We start from the raw sequence: 18,252 nt of genomic DNA on the forward strand, positions 1-18,252 counted from the left end.
AATGTTAGAATTTAACTTTCACCCTTTTCCTATAATTGAAACTGAACGTTTAGTTTTAAGAAGAGTTACAAATGATGATGTTAATGAGGTTTTCGAATTACGATCGAATCCTGAAACAATGAAATACATTCCCCGACCTTTGGTAAAAAACCAAGAAGATGCACTTAACCACATCGCAATGATTGAGGAAAAAATCATTAATAATACAGGTATCAATTGGGGAATTTCGTTTAAAGACAATCCAAAGCTTCTTGGAATCATAGGTTTTTACAGAATGCAGCCTGAAAACTATCGCGCTGAAATAGGTTATATTTTATTACCCGAATTTCACGGAAAAGGAATTGTTCCAGAAGCTGTTAATAGATTAATAAAATATGGTTTCGACGACTTAAAACTACATTCAATTGAGGCAGTTATTGATCCTGAAAACTACGCATCTGAAAAAGTACTTCAAAAATGCGGATTTGTTAAAGAAGCTCATTTGAGAGAATCTGAGTTTTACGATGGTAAATTCCTGGACAATGTAATATATTCATTATTAAACAAGTAAAGCAATGAATTTATTTTAACAATAATTACCCTTGTTAAAACCAAGCTTAGTTGCAATAGTAAAGTACTTGTTGCGTTATATTTGTGCCGAAAATAAATTAAGCCCTTTTGATCTTAAAAATTCCATGAAAAAAATACTCTTTTTAGCCGTTCTTCTCTTCTCGATTCAATCTCAAAGTCAAACTTTTATCAAATTCAATGGTGCAACAGCATTATTAGCTGTTCCAAATATTGGAGTAGAAACTAGTATTGGCGAGAAAACTACTTTTAGTTTTGATGTAATGGCTTCGTTTTGGGAATCATTCAATAGGCATAGTCCAATGAAATTTTACACCTTTACACCTGAAGTTCGTTACCATTTTAAAGAAAAATACAATGGATTTTATGTAGGTGGTCATGCGGGTGCAGATATGTATGATATTCAAAAATGGAACTATTGGGACACAAACAAATATGAGCACGGATTTGGTTACCGTTTTGGAGTTACTGTAGGATATAATCTAAAATTAAGCGATAAGTTTTTACTTGATATTTTTGCAGGAGGCGGATGGCACCAAGGTTTTTATCATGGATATTATAATGATGGAACTCCAGGCAGATATGAAAAAGCAGAACACTGGAATAAAAGCGGCGAATGGCTTCCTTATCGTGGCGGCGTAATGATTTCTTATAAATTGTAATTAATTTGAAAGTTTAGGAAGTGTTTTTACATACAAATCTTCTACTTTTTTTCGAGCCCAATCTGTTTTTCTTAAAAAAGTAAGACTTGATTTTACACTAGGATTAGAACTGAAACATTTTATTGGAATCAATTCTGCCAACGTGTCAAATCCATAAAAATCTACTAGAATTTCTAGGATATTTTGAAGTGTAATACCGTGAAGCGGATCTTTAGATTTATTTTGCATTTCTATATAATATTTTAAAACAATAATAAAAAGACCGTACTTAAAAAAGTACGGTCTTTCTTTTTTACAAAATTAATGAATTGATTTAAAACAATTCAATATAATTAGAATACAAATTTAAATCCAACAGAAAGTGGAGTTGTTAAATTTGGTGCACTTCCAGCTAATGCAGTATTGTAATAAGAATCAACATTTGCAACGTGAGCCAATCCAAAATTTGTAACAGTTGTTTTCTCTCCATTCTCTGGTTTTAGAGTTGTAGAAGTAAAGTTTGCCAAATCATAAGAAAACTCAACTGAGAAATTTTTTGTTACAAAATAATCAAAACCTCCTGATACAGATAGTCCAACTTGATTTACTTTTAAGTTACTTTCTTTTTCTTTCCCTGTAATAACCGGCAAAGCTAACTGTCCAAAGAAGTATAAAGATCCAGCTACATTCCAATATTTTCTTACTAAAGGCTGAATAACAAACAAGTTAGTATTCGCAGCGGTTTTAGCATCTGTTTCTGATTTAATATTAATGTAACCCAATCCTGCTCCAACGGCGATAGATGGTGTAACAAATGTTCCTACAATAGGCAGTACCGTAAGATTTGTGCCTTTTGTATCTCCACTTTTTGTTTGCTGATAACCAAATTGTGAGGTTGCAAACCAAGCTCCTTTTAACCCTTGACTAGCATCTTGTGCTTTTACTGATAATCCAAATAATACAATGGTTGCGATAGTTAAAATTTTCTTCATTTTTAATAATGTTTTTAAATTATGAAGCAAACTTATGAGTAAGTTTTTTCCTTAAAACTGATTAAAATCATTGTTTAAAAGAAATCTTTATTTATTTTAGATTGCATTAAAGTTTTTCAATTTTGTTTACATTTGCACTTATGTTAAAATCAGTCAATATACTTAATAAAAGAGCTAGGTTTGATTATGAAATAATCGATACTTATGTTGCGGGAATTGTCTTGACAGGAACCGAAATTAAATCTATCCGATTAGGAAAAGCTAATATTACAGAAAGCTTTTGCGAGTTTAATAACCTTGAACTTTTTGCTATCAATACTTACATTGAAGAATACTCTTTTGGGAATCAGTTTAATCATAAATCACGAAGTGAACGAAAACTTCTTTTAAATAAAAAGGAGCTAAAAACCCTGCATAAAAGTGTTCAAGCAAAAGGTCTTACTATTGTACCTTTAAAATTATTTACCAATGAAAAAGGTCTTGCTAAACTGCAAATAGGTCTTTGCAAAGGAAAAAAGAATTACGACAAACGTGAATCGTTAAAAGAACAAGACACTAAACGTGATTTAGACCGTATTAAAAAAGCTTATAATTAAACGCTATTTTATTTTTAATCTGCTTTATTATTAATTTTTTATAGTTATTTTTACTACAAACAATATAACTATACCATATGAAAAAGCACTTAATTATGTTAATCGTTATTCTGTCACTTTCAAGCTGCGGCAGTAATACCTCTATTGTTAACAGTTGGAGAGATCCAAAGATAACAGTAGCTCAAGAACAATTTAAAAAAGTTTTAGTTGTTGCGTTGGTAAAAGATGAGGCTTCTAGAAGGGTTGCAGAAAACAGAATTGCAGCCAGTAATCCAATTTTTAAAACTTCTTATCAGTATTTAAATGAAACAACTAAACAGCTTTCGCAAGAACAAAAACTAAAAATTTTACAAGACGAACATTTTGATGGTGTTGTAACAATGCGATTGGTTAGTACTGAAAAAGAAACTAATTACGTTCCGGGAACTTATACAGGAATGTACTACGGTGGTTTTGACGGCTTATACACTGGAATGTATGGTTATGGTTTTGGAAATTGGTACGGAATGTATTCGCCAAATTTCTACGATCCAGGATATTATCAAGAAACAACCTCTTACATGGTCGAAACCAACATTTTTTCATTAAAAGAAAACAAGTTAATTTGGACAGGAACTACAAAGTCTGATTACGTTACAGATTTAGGGCAAACAGTAGATGCAATTATGCAGACAGTTGTTAAAGAAATGAGAAAAGATGGTTCTCTTCCTCCAAAATAAAAAACACTTAAAAAAGCAACATCTAATTGTTGCTTTTTTTACGACTGAAAAAATGACTAATTTTGTCAAGACTTAAAATTTCATTTATATGAAATCACTTTTAAAAAATGCACGAGAACAAAAAGAATTAAAAACTCGTGAAGTAGCTCAACTTCTTGGTATTGATCAAGCTTTAATTAGCAAATTTGAATTTGGAACACGAAAACCTACAAAAGAACAAATTTCAAAACTAGCTGCTCTTTTAGAGATTGATTACGAAACCTTGATGATTGCGTGGTTAAAAGAAAAAATTCTTTATGAGATTGGCAACGAAGAGTTCGCCTTGAAAGCTTTACTTTTAGCAGAACAGGAAATTCAGAACAATAACAAAAAACTAAATCCTGAAACTTTCCCATCTATAAAATCATTATTAGATGAAATTGAGACATTAAAAAATAAGATTTTATCTTTTCAGCACTTTGATCTGCATCGAATTTCTAAAATTTTGGAGCTTGAATTTATTTCAGAGATTAATAAAATGAATGGAAATTCTTTGACATTTCAAGAAACTAAAGCTGTAATAAATGAAGGTTTAATGATTGCCGGTAAAAATATGCAGGAACATCTTGAGGCTGTAAATCTTAATGATGCAATTGGATATATAAAAGATATAAACCAGAAGAAACTTCCAATATCAGAAAAAGATCTTCTTGCAGTTCATAATCTTATTTTTAGAGGAATTAAAATTGAAAACTCTGGAAAATATAAAGAGGAACCAATAATTATTAAGGAAATGAATTTGTTTTTCAATTGGTATGAAACCAATAAAAATAACATGCATCCTTTATTATTAGCTACCGAAGCGCATCTTAAAATAATGTCAATCGGTCCTTTTGAAAATGGAAATATTCAAATTGCAAATCTTTTAATGAATTGGATTTTATTGAAAAGCGGTTTTGTTTTTGCCGTAATAAAAGGAAATGAAGAAGAAATAAACGATTATTTATCGACATTAGAATTCGCTCAAAATAAAAACGACAAATCATTATTCATCAATTATATCCTCCAAAAAGAAAAAGAAAATCTAATTCATGCCATAACATTAGTCAATTAAAAAAGGCCCGATTTAATCGGGCCTTTTTTACTAATTTTTATCTTCTAATAAAGGAACAAATCTAAACTCTCCAAATTCATGTTTTTCAAATTGAGTTTCGTTTTTTCTTATCAACAAGGTCATGATTTGAACATCTTCGCCTAACGGAATAACAAGTCTTCCTCCTATTTTTAACTGCGCCATTAATGGCTGTGGAATAAACGGTGCGCCTGCAGTAACAATAATACTATCAAAAGGAGCATAACTTGGCAGCCCTTTATAACCATCTCCAAAAGACAAGTGTTTAGGACGAATATTTAATTTTGGAAACAAATTGGAAGTTTTCTTAAACAATTCATTTTGTCTTTCTACACTAAAAACTTTAGCTCCCAGCATACACAAAACTGCCGTTTGATAACCAGAACCCGTTCCAATTTCTAAAATTTTATGTTCTTTTTTTACTTCCAATAACTGTGATTGAAAAGCAACGGTGTAAGGCTGCGAAATGGTTTGTCCTGCGCCTATAGGAAATGCCACATCTTGATAGGCATAATCTTCAAAACTTGAATTAAGAAAAAGATGTCTTGGAATTTTTTTTATCGCCTCTAAGACCGCTCTATCAGTAATTCCTTTTTGTTCTAAAGTGCTTACTAATTGATTACGAAGTCCTTGATGTTTGGCAGTGTCTTTCAAAATGGGTGGGTTTTATTTTGGCAAAAATAAGAAAACAAATCATCAATTATCAAGTACTTTTTAATCATTTAATTTCTATTTTTGATTTATTCTCTAACTCAAATGAATTCTAATATTTTATGAAAAAAAATATACTTGTTTTATCTCTAATTTTTTCAATTTTGGGCTTTATTAGGTCTTTTTTTTTCGTTTTTTATGATTTTGACGATGTAACAGAGTTTATAAATCTTTCCTTATTTAGCAGTCAGCCGTACTATTATACAGGATTGGAAATTTACATTCCTAGATACTTAATTCATGGAAATTCTGTGGGCAGCAGTACTTCTCTGGATCTTTTAAACTTTTTTTTCTTTCTTACTTTTCTTTCGGGAACTGTTATTTATTATTTTTCAAAGTATAAAGAAACCAAATTATTAGAATTTAATTACAGCTTAATATTTTTAAATTCAATACTGCGAATAATCACTTTCCTACTTTATATAAATATTGAAAAACTAAGCTTTTACAATATTCTATTTTTAGTAATTTTTGTATTATATACTTTTACCTCATATTATATTATCACCAAACATCTAAATCCTATTAATGAAGATATTATTAATGATGATAATTCTATTATAGAAAATCATCTTGAAAACGCATCAAATTATAAGCGTTTTTTAAACTTTGTGATTGATTCATTTATTATAGCCAGTATTGCCTTTGCGTATATAGCTTACGCAGAACAAAACATTCAGTCAGCGACTTTTTTCAGCCATTTTAAAAGCACTTTTGGATATAATCTTGGTGTGCTGATTTTCTTTTCTATAATTAAATTTGTTTACTATTTAATCTTTGAATCTATCTTTAAAACTACGCCTGCAAAATTTCTAACAGCATGTTATGTAACTGATGAAGAAGGAAACTCACCCGCCTTTTCAATGATTCTAAAACGAACAATTCTGCGATTTATTCCTTTTGAAAGCTTGTCGTTTTTAATGTTAAAAAATCTACATGATGATTACTCAAATACCTATGTTATAAATAAAAAGAGAGATTTTAAAATAGAGAAAAGATATTTACAAGTTTTATCCCTTAGTTTTCTGACAATACTAGCAATCTATTTTTATCATATATTTAGAAGAAATCATTTTTAAATGTTAAAAAACAGGAAATTGTATTTACAAATGTTTTTTTCTAAATATTAAATCGCTAAATCTTTATTGCATTAACTTTCACTTTAAACAAATAAATTATATTTTTGTTTAAAATACATTCTCATGTTAAAAGTAGGAGTTTTAGGTGCTGGTCATCTTGGTAAAATACATTTACGCTTATTACAACAATCTGACAAATACGAATTAGTTGGATTTTACGACGAAAATCAAGAAAATGCCGAAAGAATTTCAAAAGAATTTGGCTATACAAACTTCAGTACAATTGCAAAACTTATACACGCTGTCGATGTTATCGATATCGTAACACCAACACTTTCGCACTATAAATGTGCAAAAGTGGCAATAAAATCTGGTAAACATATCTTTATTGAAAAACCAATTGCCAATACTGTAGAAGAAGCTGAAGAAATTATTGCTTTAGCCAAAGAATACAATGTAAAAGGGCAAGTTGGGCACGTAGAGCGTTTTAATCCCGCTTTTATTGCTACAAAAGGAATGATCGAAAATCCGATGTTTATAGAAACACATCGTTTAGCCGAGTTTAATCCTCGCGGTACAGATGTTCCTGTAGTTTTAGATTTAATGATTCATGACATTGATGCTATTCTAAGCGTTGTAAATTCGAAAGTAAAAGATATTCATGCAAGCGGTGTTTCTGTAATCAGTGACACTCCTGATATTGCAAATGCCAGAATTGAATTTGAAAATGGCTGTGTTGCAAACTTAACGGCAAGCCGAATTTCAATGAAAAACATGCGTAAAACACGTTTTTTTCAAAAAGATGCTTATATCTCAGTTGACTTTTTAGAAAAAAAATGCGAAGTAGTCCGCATGAAAGATGCACCAGAAGTCCCAGGAGATTTTGATATGATCTTGCAAAATGCCGAAGGCGTAAAAAAACAAATCTATTTTACAAATCCAGATGTTGAACAGAACAACGCAATTCTAGATGAGTTAGAATCATTTGCAAATGCAATCAAAACAGATACAACTCCAGTGGTAACGCTTGAACAAGCAACTGATGCTTTGCGTGTAGCGTACCAAATAATTGATTGTTTCGATAAATAAAATAGTAAATAAATTTTAAAACTTAAATTAGCCACGTAATTTGCTTCAAATAGTGAATTCGTGGCTAAAATCATAAATATAATATCAAAATTCAAATGAAAACGATAGCTGTAATTGGTGCTGGAACTATGGGTAACGGAATCGCTCATACTTTTGCACAGAGTGGTTTTGTTGTAAAACTAATTGATGTTTCAGAAAAATCATTAGATAAAGGAATGGCAACTATTGCGGCCAATTTAGATCGTATGCTTGCTAAAGGTTCAATAACTCAAGAAGACGTTGCAAAAACCATTACTAATATTATTACCTATACTGATATTAAGGATGGAGTTGTTGGTGCTGATTTAGTAGTTGAAGCTGCTACAGAAAATGTAGAATTAAAACTTAACATTTTCAAACAGTTAAACGAAGCTTGCTCTCACAATACTATTTTAGCAACGAACACTTCTTCTATTTCAATTACACAAATTGGCTCCGTTGTAGCACATCCTGAACGTGTTATTGGAATGCATTTTATGAATCCTGTGCCTATTATGAAATTAGTAGAAATCATTCGTGGATACAATACGAGCGATGAAGTTACTAAAATCATCATGGATTTATCTGTAAAACTGGGAAAAACTCCTGTTGAAGTAAATGATTACCCTGGTTTTGTTGCTAACAGAATTTTAATGCCAATGCTAAACGAAGCAATTGAAACGTTGTATAATAAAGTTGCGGGAGTTTATGAAATTGATACTGTAATGAAATTAGGAATGGGACATCCAATGGGACCGCTTCAATTAGCTGATTTTATTGGTCTTGATGTTTGTCTTGCTATCTTAAATGTAATGTACGAAGGTTTCAAAAATCCAAAATATGCACCTTGCCCATTATTAGTGAATATGGTTAGAGCAGGAAAATTAGGAGTAAAATCTGGTGAAGGTTTTTACGATTACAGCGAAAGCAAAAAAGCAGAGAAAATCTCTAAGCAGTTTTTATAAAAAAGAATTATCATGTCGATTCAATCGAATTTAAATACAATCAAAGAAAGCTTACCTGAACACGTAACTCTAGTTGCTGTTTCAAAAACAAAACCTGTTTCAGATTTGATGCAGGCTTATGAAGCTGGACAGCGCATTTTTGGAGAAAACAAAATTCAGGAAATGACTGATAAGTGGGAAGAAATGCCAAAAGATATTCAATGGCATATGATTGGTCATGTTCAGTCTAATAAAGTTAAATTCATGGCGCCTTATGTGAGTTTGATTCATGGTGTCGACAGTTTGAAATTATTGCAGGAAATCAACAAACAAGCTTTAAAAAACAATAGAATTATAGACTGCCTTCTTCAAATATACATAGCTGAAGAAGAATCTAAATTTGGTTTAGATGAAGATGAATTAAATGAACTCTTAGCGTCTTCAGCATTTAAGGAATTAGAAAATATTCGAATTTTAGGATTGATGGGAATGGCTACTTTTACAGAAGATCAAAATCAAATAAAAAAGGAATTCACCCATTTGAAATCAATTTTTGATTCATTAGAAAAAAATGAAGCATATGGTAAAGGCGCACTGCAGTGCGTCTCTACAATCTCAATGGGAATGTCGGGCGATTACCAACTTGCGATCGAATGCGGCAGTACAATGGTACGTATAGGAAGCAGTATTTTTGGAGGAAGATAAAAAAGACTAAAAAAAACAATAATTCTTAACTAAGAAAGAACAAACGAATTAAACACAAATAAATGAAATCGATCATTTTACGAGAAATAAAATCTTTTTTCGGCTCACCTATCGGCTATTTGGTCATCGCAATTTTCCTGATAAGCAACGGCCTTTTTTTATGGGTTTTCGAAGGAGATTACAACATCTTAAATACTGGTTATGCTGATCTGACTCCGTTTTTCACTTTAACTCCATGGATTTTAATTTTCTTGATTCCAGCCATTACAATGAGAAGTTTCTCTGACGAAAAAAAACAAGGAACACTAGAATTACTCTTAACTAAACCGCTGTCGATTTGGCAGATTGTAAACGGAAAATTCTTTGGTTCTTTAATTCTTATTATTCTGGCAATCATCCCTACTTTTATTTATGTAAAAGTAATTTCAAGCTTAGGTTCTCCAGAAGGAAATATTGATATGGGAAGCACAATTGGTTCTTATTTTGGATTGCTATTTTTAATAGCTTCTTATTCTGCAATTGGAATCTTTACTTCTACCCTTTCAGAAAATCAAATCGTTGCATTTATTATTGCCGTTTTTTTATGTTTTTTCTTCTATTTTGGATTTCAAGGCTTAGCAGGATTACTTCCTGGTTCTTCAAGCATCATTGCTGCATTTGGTATGCAGGATCATTTTAAAAGTATAAGCCGAGGCGTTATTGATACTCGTGATGTTATTTATTTTTTAAGCATCACAATACTATTTTTATCCTTTACCGTTTACCAATTAAAATCATTTAAAGCGTAATGAAGCCATATACTCAAAAAAACCTCAAAGCGTTAGGCATTACAATTTTTGTTTTAATTGTTTTAAATGTTCTCGGAAGCTTATTTTTTCACCGTTTCGATTTAACTAAAGACAAAAGATACACTTTATCTGAGACCTCTTTACAAATTGTAAAACAGGTTAAAAATCCATTATCCATTAAGATTTATATGCAGGGAGATCTTCCTGCAGATTTTCGTCGTTTACAACAAGAAACTAAACAGTTACTAGAGGAATTTCAAGCTTACAATAACAATATTGTTTTTGAATTTGTTAATCCAATGGAAAACGAAGAAGAAAGCATGGACGTTGTAAAATCGCTTTACCAAAAAGGTCTTACGCCAATAAATATTACTGTTGATGACAAAGGAAAACAATCTCAAGCGATGGTTTTTCCTTGGGCAATTGCAGTTTACAACAGTAAAGAAGTCAACATTCCTTTATTAAAAAATATAATGGGAGCTTCAACTACTCAAAAAGTAATTGGTTCTATCCAGCATTTAGAATATTCGATTGCCGATGCAATTAATAAAATCACTAAAGACAGACAGAAAAAAGTTGCCATTATTAAAGGAAACGGTGAATTATCAGAAATTCATATTGGCAAATTACTAAGACAAATTAAAGAAAGCTATTACATTGGTCCTTTTACTTTAGACTCTGTTGCTAAAGATCCAAACGGAACATTAGCTGCCCTTAAAAAGTATGATTTAGCGATAATCTCAAAACCAACTGAAAGATTTTCAGATGAAGAAAAACAGGTTTTAGATCAATTTATCATAAACGGTGGAAAAACGATATGGCTTATTGATCAAGTTGCTGCAGACATGGATAGTTTATACAATCAATCCGGCGCAATTTTAGCTTATCCGAGAGATCTGAATTTAAATGATATGTTCTTTAAATACGGATTTAGAATTAATCCTGATTTGGTAAAAGATGAGCAAGGAAGTCCAATAAAACTGGCGACAGGAGAACAAGGAAGCGCAACGCAATACCAAGATTTTATCTGGAAATTTGCTCCGCTTGTTCGCCCTAACACCGAACATCCAATTGTAAAACATTTGGGAGGTATAAAATTTGATTTTGCCAGTCCAATTGATACTTTGAAGAACGGAATTAAAAAGACTATTTTATTGCAATCTTCTCAATATTCAAGACAAATTGGTTCTCCAGCTGAAGTTAATCTGAACGTTGTTGCCGAAAAAACATCTCCGCAAGATTATATCAATAAAGGATACTTAAACTTGTCTGTTTTACTTGAAGGAAATTTCCGTTCTGCTTTTGAAAATCGCGTTTTACCATTCAAAGAAGACTCATTTCAGTCGAAAGGAAAGCCAACCAAAATGATTGTTATTTCTGATGGAGATTTGGCAAGAAATCAATTAGACAAAAACATGATGCCGGTTGAATTAGGTTATGATCAAAGAACTGGGAATCTTTATGACAACAAAGATTTTATGATGAATTGTATTAATTATCTGCTGGACGATACTGGACTTATTAACATTAGAAGCAAAGATGTTGAACTGCCTTTATTGGACAAAGAAAAAGTTTATGAAAATTATACCACAACACAATTCATAACTATCGGACTTCCAATTCTAATTTTACTGGTTTTTGGACTTATATTTACATTTATAAGAAAAAGAAAATACAGTAAATAGATGTTGATAAAAAAATTGGAAAACTAAGAATGTTTACGATATATTTGTAATCTGTATCTTCAGCATATCAATGCTGATGAATACTTCAAAAAATAAAACAAAAGACGATGAAATTTATAGTATCGAGTTCGTACTTATTAAAACAATTACAAGTTTTAGGCAGTGTTATTAACAGCAATAATACACTTCCTATTTTAGATAACTTTTTATTTGAACTAGACAATAATGAGTTGACAGTTTCAGCATCAGATCTTGAAACGACAATGTCAGCTACATTAACAATCGATTCTACAAGTAAAGGAAGTGTTGCAGTACCTGCAAAACTTTTACTTGAAATTTTAAAAACATTTCCTGAACAGCCTTTAACTTTTACAGTTGAAGATAATAATACGGTTGAGATCAGCTCTAACTCAGGAAAATATGCTCTAGCATATGCTGCTGGAGAAGAATTTCCTAAATCTGTAAATCTTGAAGAGCCTTCAGTAACTTTAGTTCCTGCTGATGTTTTAGCAACTGCTGTAAGTAAAACTATTTTTGCTGCTGGAAATGATGATTTACGTCCGGTAATGTCTGGAGTTTTCTTCCAGTTTTCGCCAGAAGGATTGACTTTTGTTGCTACAGATGCTCACAAACTTGTAAAATATGCACGTACAGATGTAAAAGCATCTCAAGTGGCAGATTTTATTATGCCTAAGAAACCTTTAAATATTTTAAAAAGTATTTTAGGAGCTTCTGATGCTGAAGTAAAAATTGAATACAACGATTCAAATGCAACTTTCTCATTTGACAATTATATTTTAACATGCCGTTTAATTGATGGAAAATACCCTAATTATGAAGCGGTAATTCCTAAAGAGAATCCAAACAAATTAATGATTGATCGTTCATTATTTTTAAGTTCTGTTAAGCGTGTTGCGATTTTCTCAAATAAAACGACACACCAAATTCGTTTAAAAATTGCTGGAGCTGAATTAAATGTTTCTGCAGAAGATATAGATTACTCAAATAAAGCTGAAGAGAGATTGACTTGTGATTATCAAGGAGATGATCTTCAAATTGGTTTTAACTCGCGTTTTTTAACTGAAATGCTTACTAACTTACAATCAGACATGATTATGTTAGAAATGTCATTACCTAACAGAGCAGGAATCCTTACTCCAGTTGATGGTTTAGAAGAAGGCGAAACAGTTACTATGCTGGTAATGCCTGTAATGTTAAATAGTTAACATCAAAACTTCTTTTTGTTACAAGGATTTTTTTTAATTTCAAATTAAAGCCATATCATTGTAAAAAAAAATAATATCGCTATTAACCAACCATTTTTTATACCTAGAAACCGCAATTCTTTTTGAGAGTTGCGGTTTTTTAGTTTTAAAATATTTTCTATTCAAATTTCACTTTACTGGATTGTATTGATTTAATCGCAAAGCACGCAAAATTTTCTTGAACGCAAAGTTCGCAAAGCTTTGTAAAAAACGTAGCGATCCTTTGCGCAAATCTTTGCGTGCTTTGCGGTTAGATTTCATCCTTAACTTAAAACTCGAAACTTGAAACAAATATTTCTTATTTTTGTAATATGAAAATAGAAATTTGGTCGGACATCATGTGTCCGTTTTGTTATATCGGAAAAAGGCAATTGGAAACGGCTTTAGAACAGTTTCCTAATGACGAAATTGAAATTGAGTGGAAAAGCTTTCAGCTTGATCAAACAATTGAACCACAATCAGGTAAAGATGTTTACTCTTTTCTAGCGGAACGAAAAGGTATTTCTGTAGAACAATCTATAGAAATGCATAAAGGTGTCGTAGAGCGAGCTAAAAGTGTTGGTTTAGATTATCATTTTGATAAAGCAATTATCTCAAACTCTCTAACAGCGCATAGAATTATTCATTTAGCAAAAAAGAATAATCTTGGCGACGAGATGGAAGAAATTTTCTTCAAGGCTTATTTTACAGAAGGACGAGATTTAAATGATGCTCAAACTCTAATCGAATTAGGAACAAAAGCAGGTTTAAACTCAGAAGAAGTTAAAGAGGTTGTTGAAAATGAAAATCTTTATTTAAACGATGTTCATTCTGATATTCACGAAGCTAATCAAATTGGTGTACAAGGAGTTCCGTTTTTTGTTTTTGATAGAAAATATGCTGTTTCTGGCGCACAACCGGTTGAAGCTTTTGTTCAAACCATTAAAGAAGGACTTAAATAATGATTTTAGATTTTTTATTTTAGAATGTAGATTTTAGATTATTTCCCATATGGTAACGTTGTGCTCTTCGACTTAGCTCAGAGCAGCAAAATCTAAAATCTACATTCTAAAATCTAAAATTAAATAACTCCCATTTTCTGCATTAAGAAAGTAGCACTTTTATTTTTGCAAATTCCAGAGCGAAGTTTATAATCAAAATGAAGTTCGTTATTTTTAATTTCAACTTCAAAACATTGATTTGTTAAAATCTCTGGATATTCATTTGTTGTTAAACAAACCTCAATATCGTGTGTCGCAATTGCACCAATTGCTTTTCTAGCAATTACTTTCTTCACTACCTCGATAGTTCCATTTCGTTTATCGTCAGAGTTTGTTCCTCTTAAAATTTCATCGAGCAATACAAATGCAGGACGTTCTTCTAAAGCATCCATAATTTGTTTTAAACGCTTAATTTCAGCAAAAAAGTACGATTCGCTGTCTGCTAAAGAATCAGACAATCGCATTGAAACTAAAACTGGAAGTGGATGAATATTTGCCTTTGAAGCACAAACAACTGAACCAATTCCGCCAAGAACCATATTAATTCCTAAACTTCTCAAAAAAGTACTTTTTCCAGACATATTTGACCCTGTTAAAATCATAAATGATTCAGGATAAAAGTGCGTGTCATTTCCTACTCTGCTTACCGGATTTAGTAATGGATGGCTTAGATTTTCGAAACCTATTTTGTATTCCGTATTAATTTCAGGATACACAAAGTCTGGATTATTGTGTGCTAAATTTGCTAAGCTGTTCAAAGCTTCAAATTCTCCAATAATCGAAATCCATTTTTCAAGTTCTTCAGAATAATTTTCTTTCCATTTTAAAAGTGATCTTAAAACATGAAGGTTAAATAAAAAGGTACCATTAAAAACAATTGCGGTTACCAAATTATTAATCGTATCCATTCTTGAAAACAATTCAGATAATTGTTTTAAATGTGTACTGGCAGTCGCATTTTTAAAAATCAACTGTTTCTGCAAGTCGATTAATTTCTTAGATTGAAAAGTCTCTTTTTCTATTTTTTCAACTAATAAACTATATTGTTTTATGATTTTATCAACGTTATCGGCTTTAGCAATTTCTGAATGAATTCGCTTGAAAGATTTCCCCATAACCATCATATTGAATATAAAAATATAGGTCAAATAGGACAACAAAATTATTTTAGACGTAATAAAATACGCAATCAAAAAGCCGAAAAAAAGAGTTGGAAGAATAACTGAAAGTGCAATTAAAACTTTAGGTAAAGTATTATTTTTAAATGAATTCCAATGAAGTAATGATTCATAAGAACTTTTAGAATCGTTGCTGACGATTGCTAAAGCATGAAATTCCTGACGCCAATCGATCTTTTTATTTAATTCATGAATTGCCTCCTGATTTTCAAGAATTGTTTCATTAGGAAACAGAACTAATAATTTTTCTGCTAATGTTTTCTTACCAATAAAAGTGGCAGTTCGGTTTAAGTTTTGAAATAACGAATGATCTCCAAAAACATCTAAATCGTAAGCATACGGATGATGAAAATCATTGAATTCTATTCCGTTTTCGAAAGGAAGCTTCTCTCTTTTTAAAAAAGAAATTTCATTTTCATTGATCTTTAATAATGCTTTTGTAAGCTCTTTTTCAAAGGATAATTTAGAATGGATTCTCATTAAAATAAGAAAACCAACAAAAGATAAAAAAGCAAAACCAACATAAAATAATTGATTTGTTTTGATGTAATAAAACAACATAAACAAGCATAAAAAAACGCTTAACAGTCTTAAAATACTGATGCTGTTGTATCTTTTATTGATTTTATTAAAAACTTTTGTGAAGTGTTCAACTTTATTCTGATATAATTCCATCTTTATTGTTTAATGAAATACAAATATAGGTTTTACACTTACAAAAAGCTTGAGTTTAAGAACGAATTCAATTTTCGTGCATTATCAAAACAGGTATAGAAACTTCTTTTGTAATTTTTTTACTAAAACTAGATTCAAAAATCGATTCAAAAAAAGATCTCTTGTGCGTGATAGTTGTCAGAATATCAATGTCTTTATAAAGAATAAAATCAAGAATAGTTTCTTTTATTTCGTCACTTGGCAGCACTAAAAATTCTACATTCTCAGTTGCAAATTCTTTTTCCCATTCCTTAATAGTTGCATCAGCAACATCAGTATCAGATGATCTTACATATAAGCTTTTTACTTTTGCATCTGTTTTCTTTGCAATTTTCAAAATCTTTTTAAGTACTACTTTGTCTTTCTCACGATAACGGGTTGTAAAACCAATTGTTTTGATTTTCTTAAACTTAGCATCGGCAGGAATACACAAAACCGGCACATCAACTCCTGAAATTACAGAATTAGTATTTGATCCTGTAAAGAATTTTGTCCAGTCAGAAGCGCCGCTTGTTCCCATTATCACAAAATCTATCTGATCTTCTTCTACTGCATTTTTTAGATTGTAGATTAAATCGCCATCCATTAAACGGTGTTTAATAACAATATCTTCTAAATTTCGTTCTGCTGCAATAGCTCGAAGCTTCGGAATTTCATCTTTAAACATTTCAAACTTTGCCAATTCTATCGAACTATAAATCGAGGCATAATTCTCTGGAAAGAACTGGCTGTCATAAACCGGAATCTCAAATGTATGAAGCAAAACAAGCTCGGCTTTGACAATCTTAGCAAATTCTAAAGCGTGTACAAACGCATTTGTTGCTGCTTCAGAAAAATCCGTGGGAAATAATATCTTTTTCATTTTATTTGAGTTTTATAGGTTTGTTACTCAAATTTAAACATTATAAAAACAAAAAGGCCTGATAATTATCAGGAATTTAACACTTAATAATTTCTTAATAGAACAAATAAAAGAAGTTATTCTCTGCCATAATTCAATCACTAAGCTCTTTTAATGATTTCTGCTTTTTTTATACCTTTGCACTATGATAAATCAAGATTCTATAGTTGCATTAGCTACTCCTTCTGGAGCTGGCGCTATTGCAATAATTCGTATTTCAGGTGCTGAAGCTATTTCAATTGGTAATTCTGTTTTTAAATCCATTAAAAATAAAGACTTAACGAAGCAAAAAACACATACTTTGCATTTAGGGCATATTATAGATAATGAAAAAACACTTGACGAAGTTTTGATATCTGTTTTTAAAGGTCCCAATTCTTATACAGGCGAAGACACTATCGAAATTTCTTGTCACGGTTCTACTTATATTCAGCAGCAGATTATTCAGTTATTATTGCGAAAAGGATGCAGAATGGCTGATGCCGGGGAATTTACTTTAAGGGCTTTTTTGAATGGAAAACTTGATTTATCGCAAGCAGAAGCTGTAGCCGATTTGATTTCATCAGATAATGAGGCTTCGCACCAAATCGCCATGCAGCAAATGCGCGGCGGATTTAGTAATGAAATTGCTAAACTTAGAGAGGAACTTTTGAATTTTGCTTCTTTAATTGAACTTGAATTAGATTTTGCTGAGGAGGATGTTGAATTTGCCGACAGAACGCAGTTTCATGAGTTATTAAACCGAATTGAATTTGTTTTAAAACGTTTAATTGATTCGTTTGCAGTTGGAAATGTAATTAAAAACGGAATTCCAGTTGCAATTGTTGGTGAGCCGAATGTAGGAAAATCGACGTTGTTGAATGCTTTATTAAACGAAGAACGTGCAATTGTCTCAGACATTGCAGGAACAACTCGTGATACTATTGAAGACGAATTGGTGATTGGCGGTATTGGTTTTCGTTTTATAGATACTGCTGGAATTCGCGAAACTAAAGATGTTGTTGAAAGCATTGGAATCAAAAAAACTTTCGAAAAAATTGATCAGGCTCAGGTTGTGATCTATTTATTTGACGGTTTAAAGTTCCAGGTTTCTAGTTCTGAGTTTGTTTCTGAAATTGAACAAATCAAAAATAAGTATCCACTTAAACCTTTAGTAATTGTTGTAAACAAAAAAGATGTATTGTCTGCTGATGAAGTTTCAAACATTACAACTAAGCTTGAAAATTTAAATGCAAAACTTTTATTGATATCTGCTAAAGAGAAAATTGGTGTTGAAGATTTAAAGAATGAATTGCTTTCTTTTGTAAATACTGGAGCGCTTCGTAACAATGAAACTATAGTTACAAATACAAGACATTACGATTCTTTACTTAAAGCTTTAGATGAGATACAAAAAGTAAAATACGGTCTTGAAACCAATCTTTCAAGTGATCTTATTGCGCTTGATATCCGTGAAGCTTTGTACCAATTTGGATTGATTACTGGTCAAGTTTCTAATGATGAATTGTTAGGGAATATTTTTGCTAATTTCTGCATCGGGAAGTAAATCAACTTTCTTTAAGTTTCTTA

19 protein-coding genes are annotated in these 18,252 nt (G+C 31.1%); 14 read left to right on the forward strand and 5 right to left on the reverse strand.

Features of this window, described 5'->3' with window-relative positions; translation table 11 throughout:
• Nucleotide 1: 1 nt before the first annotated feature.
• Together NLG42_RS17315 and NLG42_RS17320 are read left to right on the forward strand one after the other, a co-directional pair.
• Nucleotides 2–550 (forward strand): GNAT family N-acetyltransferase, encoded by a 549-nt coding sequence (locus NLG42_RS17315; RefSeq protein WP_257681694.1) that lies wholly within the window; start codon nt 2–4, stop codon nt 548–550.
• Between the two features lie 124 nt (nt 551–674).
• Nucleotides 675–1,229 carry a DUF3575 domain-containing protein gene (locus NLG42_RS17320; protein ID WP_257681695.1) on the forward strand — a complete coding sequence of 185 codons (555 nt, stop codon included), beginning with the start codon at nt 675–677 and terminating at the stop codon, nt 1,227–1,229.
• On the opposite strand, the gene NLG42_RS17325 is transcribed toward NLG42_RS17320, so the two are convergent.
• Nucleotides 1,230–1,457 (reverse strand): VF530 family protein, encoded by a 228-nt coding sequence (locus NLG42_RS17325; protein ID WP_099718371.1) that lies wholly within the window; start codon nt 1,455–1,457, stop codon nt 1,230–1,232.
• Nucleotides 1,458–1,561: 104 nt separating this feature from the next.
• Nucleotides 1,562–2,200, reverse strand: a complete 639-nt coding sequence (locus tag NLG42_RS17330; RefSeq protein ID WP_089057702.1) for an outer membrane beta-barrel protein — start codon at nt 2,198–2,200, stop codon at nt 1,562–1,564.
• 140 nt (nt 2,201–2,340) lie between these two features.
• On the opposite strand from NLG42_RS17330, the gene smpB reads away from it, so the two are divergent.
• The 3 genes from smpB (at nt 2,341) to NLG42_RS17345 (ending at nt 4,608) form a co-directional block, all read left to right on the forward strand.
• A complete protein-coding gene (smpB, locus tag NLG42_RS17335) occupies nt 2,341–2,796 on the forward strand; it encodes an SsrA-binding protein SmpB (protein ID WP_089055825.1) in 456 nt (151 codons plus the stop codon).
• 77 nt (nt 2,797–2,873) lie between these two features.
• Nucleotides 2,874–3,515 carry a DUF4136 domain-containing protein gene (locus NLG42_RS17340; RefSeq protein ID WP_089057701.1) on the forward strand — a complete coding sequence of 214 codons (642 nt, stop codon included), beginning with the start codon at nt 2,874–2,876 and terminating at the stop codon, nt 3,513–3,515.
• Nucleotides 3,516–3,603: 88 nt separating this feature from the next.
• Nucleotides 3,604–4,608: a helix-turn-helix domain-containing protein gene (locus NLG42_RS17345; protein WP_257681696.1), complete on the forward strand. Its 1,005-nt coding sequence runs from the start codon at nt 3,604–3,606 to the stop codon at nt 4,606–4,608.
• 30 nt (nt 4,609–4,638) lie between these two features.
• On the opposite strand, the gene NLG42_RS17350 is transcribed toward NLG42_RS17345, so the two are convergent.
• Nucleotides 4,639–5,280, reverse strand: coding sequence for a protein-L-isoaspartate(D-aspartate) O-methyltransferase (locus NLG42_RS17350; protein WP_089057699.1), 642 nt, complete (start codon nt 5,278–5,280; stop codon nt 4,639–4,641).
• Nucleotides 5,281–5,399: 119 nt separating this feature from the next.
• On the opposite strand from NLG42_RS17350, the gene NLG42_RS17355 reads away from it, so the two are divergent.
• From NLG42_RS17355 to NLG42_RS17390, 8 genes are all read left to right on the forward strand, one after another.
• Complete coding sequence (locus NLG42_RS17355) at nt 5,400–6,416, forward strand: RDD family protein (protein ID WP_257681697.1); 1,017 nt, start codon at nt 5,400–5,402, stop codon at nt 6,414–6,416.
• Between the two features lie 123 nt (nt 6,417–6,539).
• Entirely contained in the window at nt 6,540–7,505 is a 966-nt protein-coding gene (locus tag NLG42_RS17360; protein WP_089057697.1) for a Gfo/Idh/MocA family protein, read from the forward strand.
• Between the two features lie 95 nt (nt 7,506–7,600).
• On the forward strand, nt 7,601–8,488 hold the full coding sequence (locus NLG42_RS17365) for a 3-hydroxyacyl-CoA dehydrogenase family protein (protein ID WP_089055830.1): 888 nt from the start codon (nt 7,601–7,603) through the stop codon (nt 8,486–8,488).
• A 12-nt stretch (nt 8,489–8,500) separates the two neighbouring features.
• The gene (locus NLG42_RS17370; protein WP_257681698.1) at nt 8,501–9,172 is read left to right on the forward strand and encodes a YggS family pyridoxal phosphate-dependent enzyme; all 672 of its coding nucleotides are present in this window, start codon (nt 8,501–8,503) and stop codon (nt 9,170–9,172) included.
• Nucleotides 9,173–9,234: 62 nt separating this feature from the next.
• Nucleotides 9,235–9,960 (forward strand): gliding motility-associated ABC transporter permease subunit GldF, encoded by a 726-nt coding sequence (gene gldF, locus NLG42_RS17375; protein WP_257681699.1) that lies wholly within the window; start codon nt 9,235–9,237, stop codon nt 9,958–9,960.
• The gene (gene gldG / locus NLG42_RS17380; protein ID WP_257681700.1) at nt 9,960–11,645 is read left to right on the forward strand and encodes a gliding motility-associated ABC transporter substrate-binding protein GldG; all 1,686 of its coding nucleotides are present in this window, start codon (nt 9,960–9,962) and stop codon (nt 11,643–11,645) included. Before gldF ends, gldG begins: the two co-directional genes overlap by 1 nt.
• A gap of 107 nt (nt 11,646–11,752) precedes the next feature.
• A complete protein-coding gene (gene dnaN, locus NLG42_RS17385) occupies nt 11,753–12,871 on the forward strand; it encodes a DNA polymerase III subunit beta (protein WP_089055834.1) in 1,119 nt (372 codons plus the stop codon).
• Nucleotides 12,872–13,221: 350 nt separating this feature from the next.
• Nucleotides 13,222–13,851, forward strand: coding sequence for a DsbA family oxidoreductase (locus tag NLG42_RS17390; protein WP_257681701.1), 630 nt, complete (start codon nt 13,222–13,224; stop codon nt 13,849–13,851).
• Between the two features lie 119 nt (nt 13,852–13,970).
• Here NLG42_RS17390 and NLG42_RS17395 read toward each other — a convergent pair whose 3' ends face one another.
• Together NLG42_RS17395 and NLG42_RS17400 are read right to left on the reverse strand one after the other, a co-directional pair.
• The gene (locus tag NLG42_RS17395) at nt 13,971–15,743 is read right to left on the reverse strand and encodes a MutS-related protein (RefSeq protein WP_257681702.1); all 1,773 of its coding nucleotides are present in this window, start codon (nt 15,741–15,743) and stop codon (nt 13,971–13,973) included.
• A gap of 67 nt (nt 15,744–15,810) precedes the next feature.
• Nucleotides 15,811–16,644 carry a universal stress protein gene (locus tag NLG42_RS17400; RefSeq protein WP_257681703.1) on the reverse strand — a complete coding sequence of 278 codons (834 nt, stop codon included), beginning with the start codon at nt 16,642–16,644 and terminating at the stop codon, nt 15,811–15,813.
• A gap of 184 nt (nt 16,645–16,828) precedes the next feature.
• Here NLG42_RS17400 and mnmE point away from each other — a divergent pair, with 184 nt between their 5' ends.
• Nucleotides 16,829–18,229, forward strand: a complete 1,401-nt coding sequence (gene mnmE, locus NLG42_RS17405) for a tRNA uridine-5-carboxymethylaminomethyl(34) synthesis GTPase MnmE (RefSeq protein WP_257681704.1) — start codon at nt 16,829–16,831, stop codon at nt 18,227–18,229.
• Nucleotides 18,230–18,252 lie beyond the last annotated feature (23 nt).

Source organism: Flavobacterium plurextorum, from assembly GCF_024638035.1.
In the GTDB taxonomy this organism is placed as follows: Bacteria; Bacteroidota; Bacteroidia; order Flavobacteriales; family Flavobacteriaceae; genus Flavobacterium; species Flavobacterium plurextorum.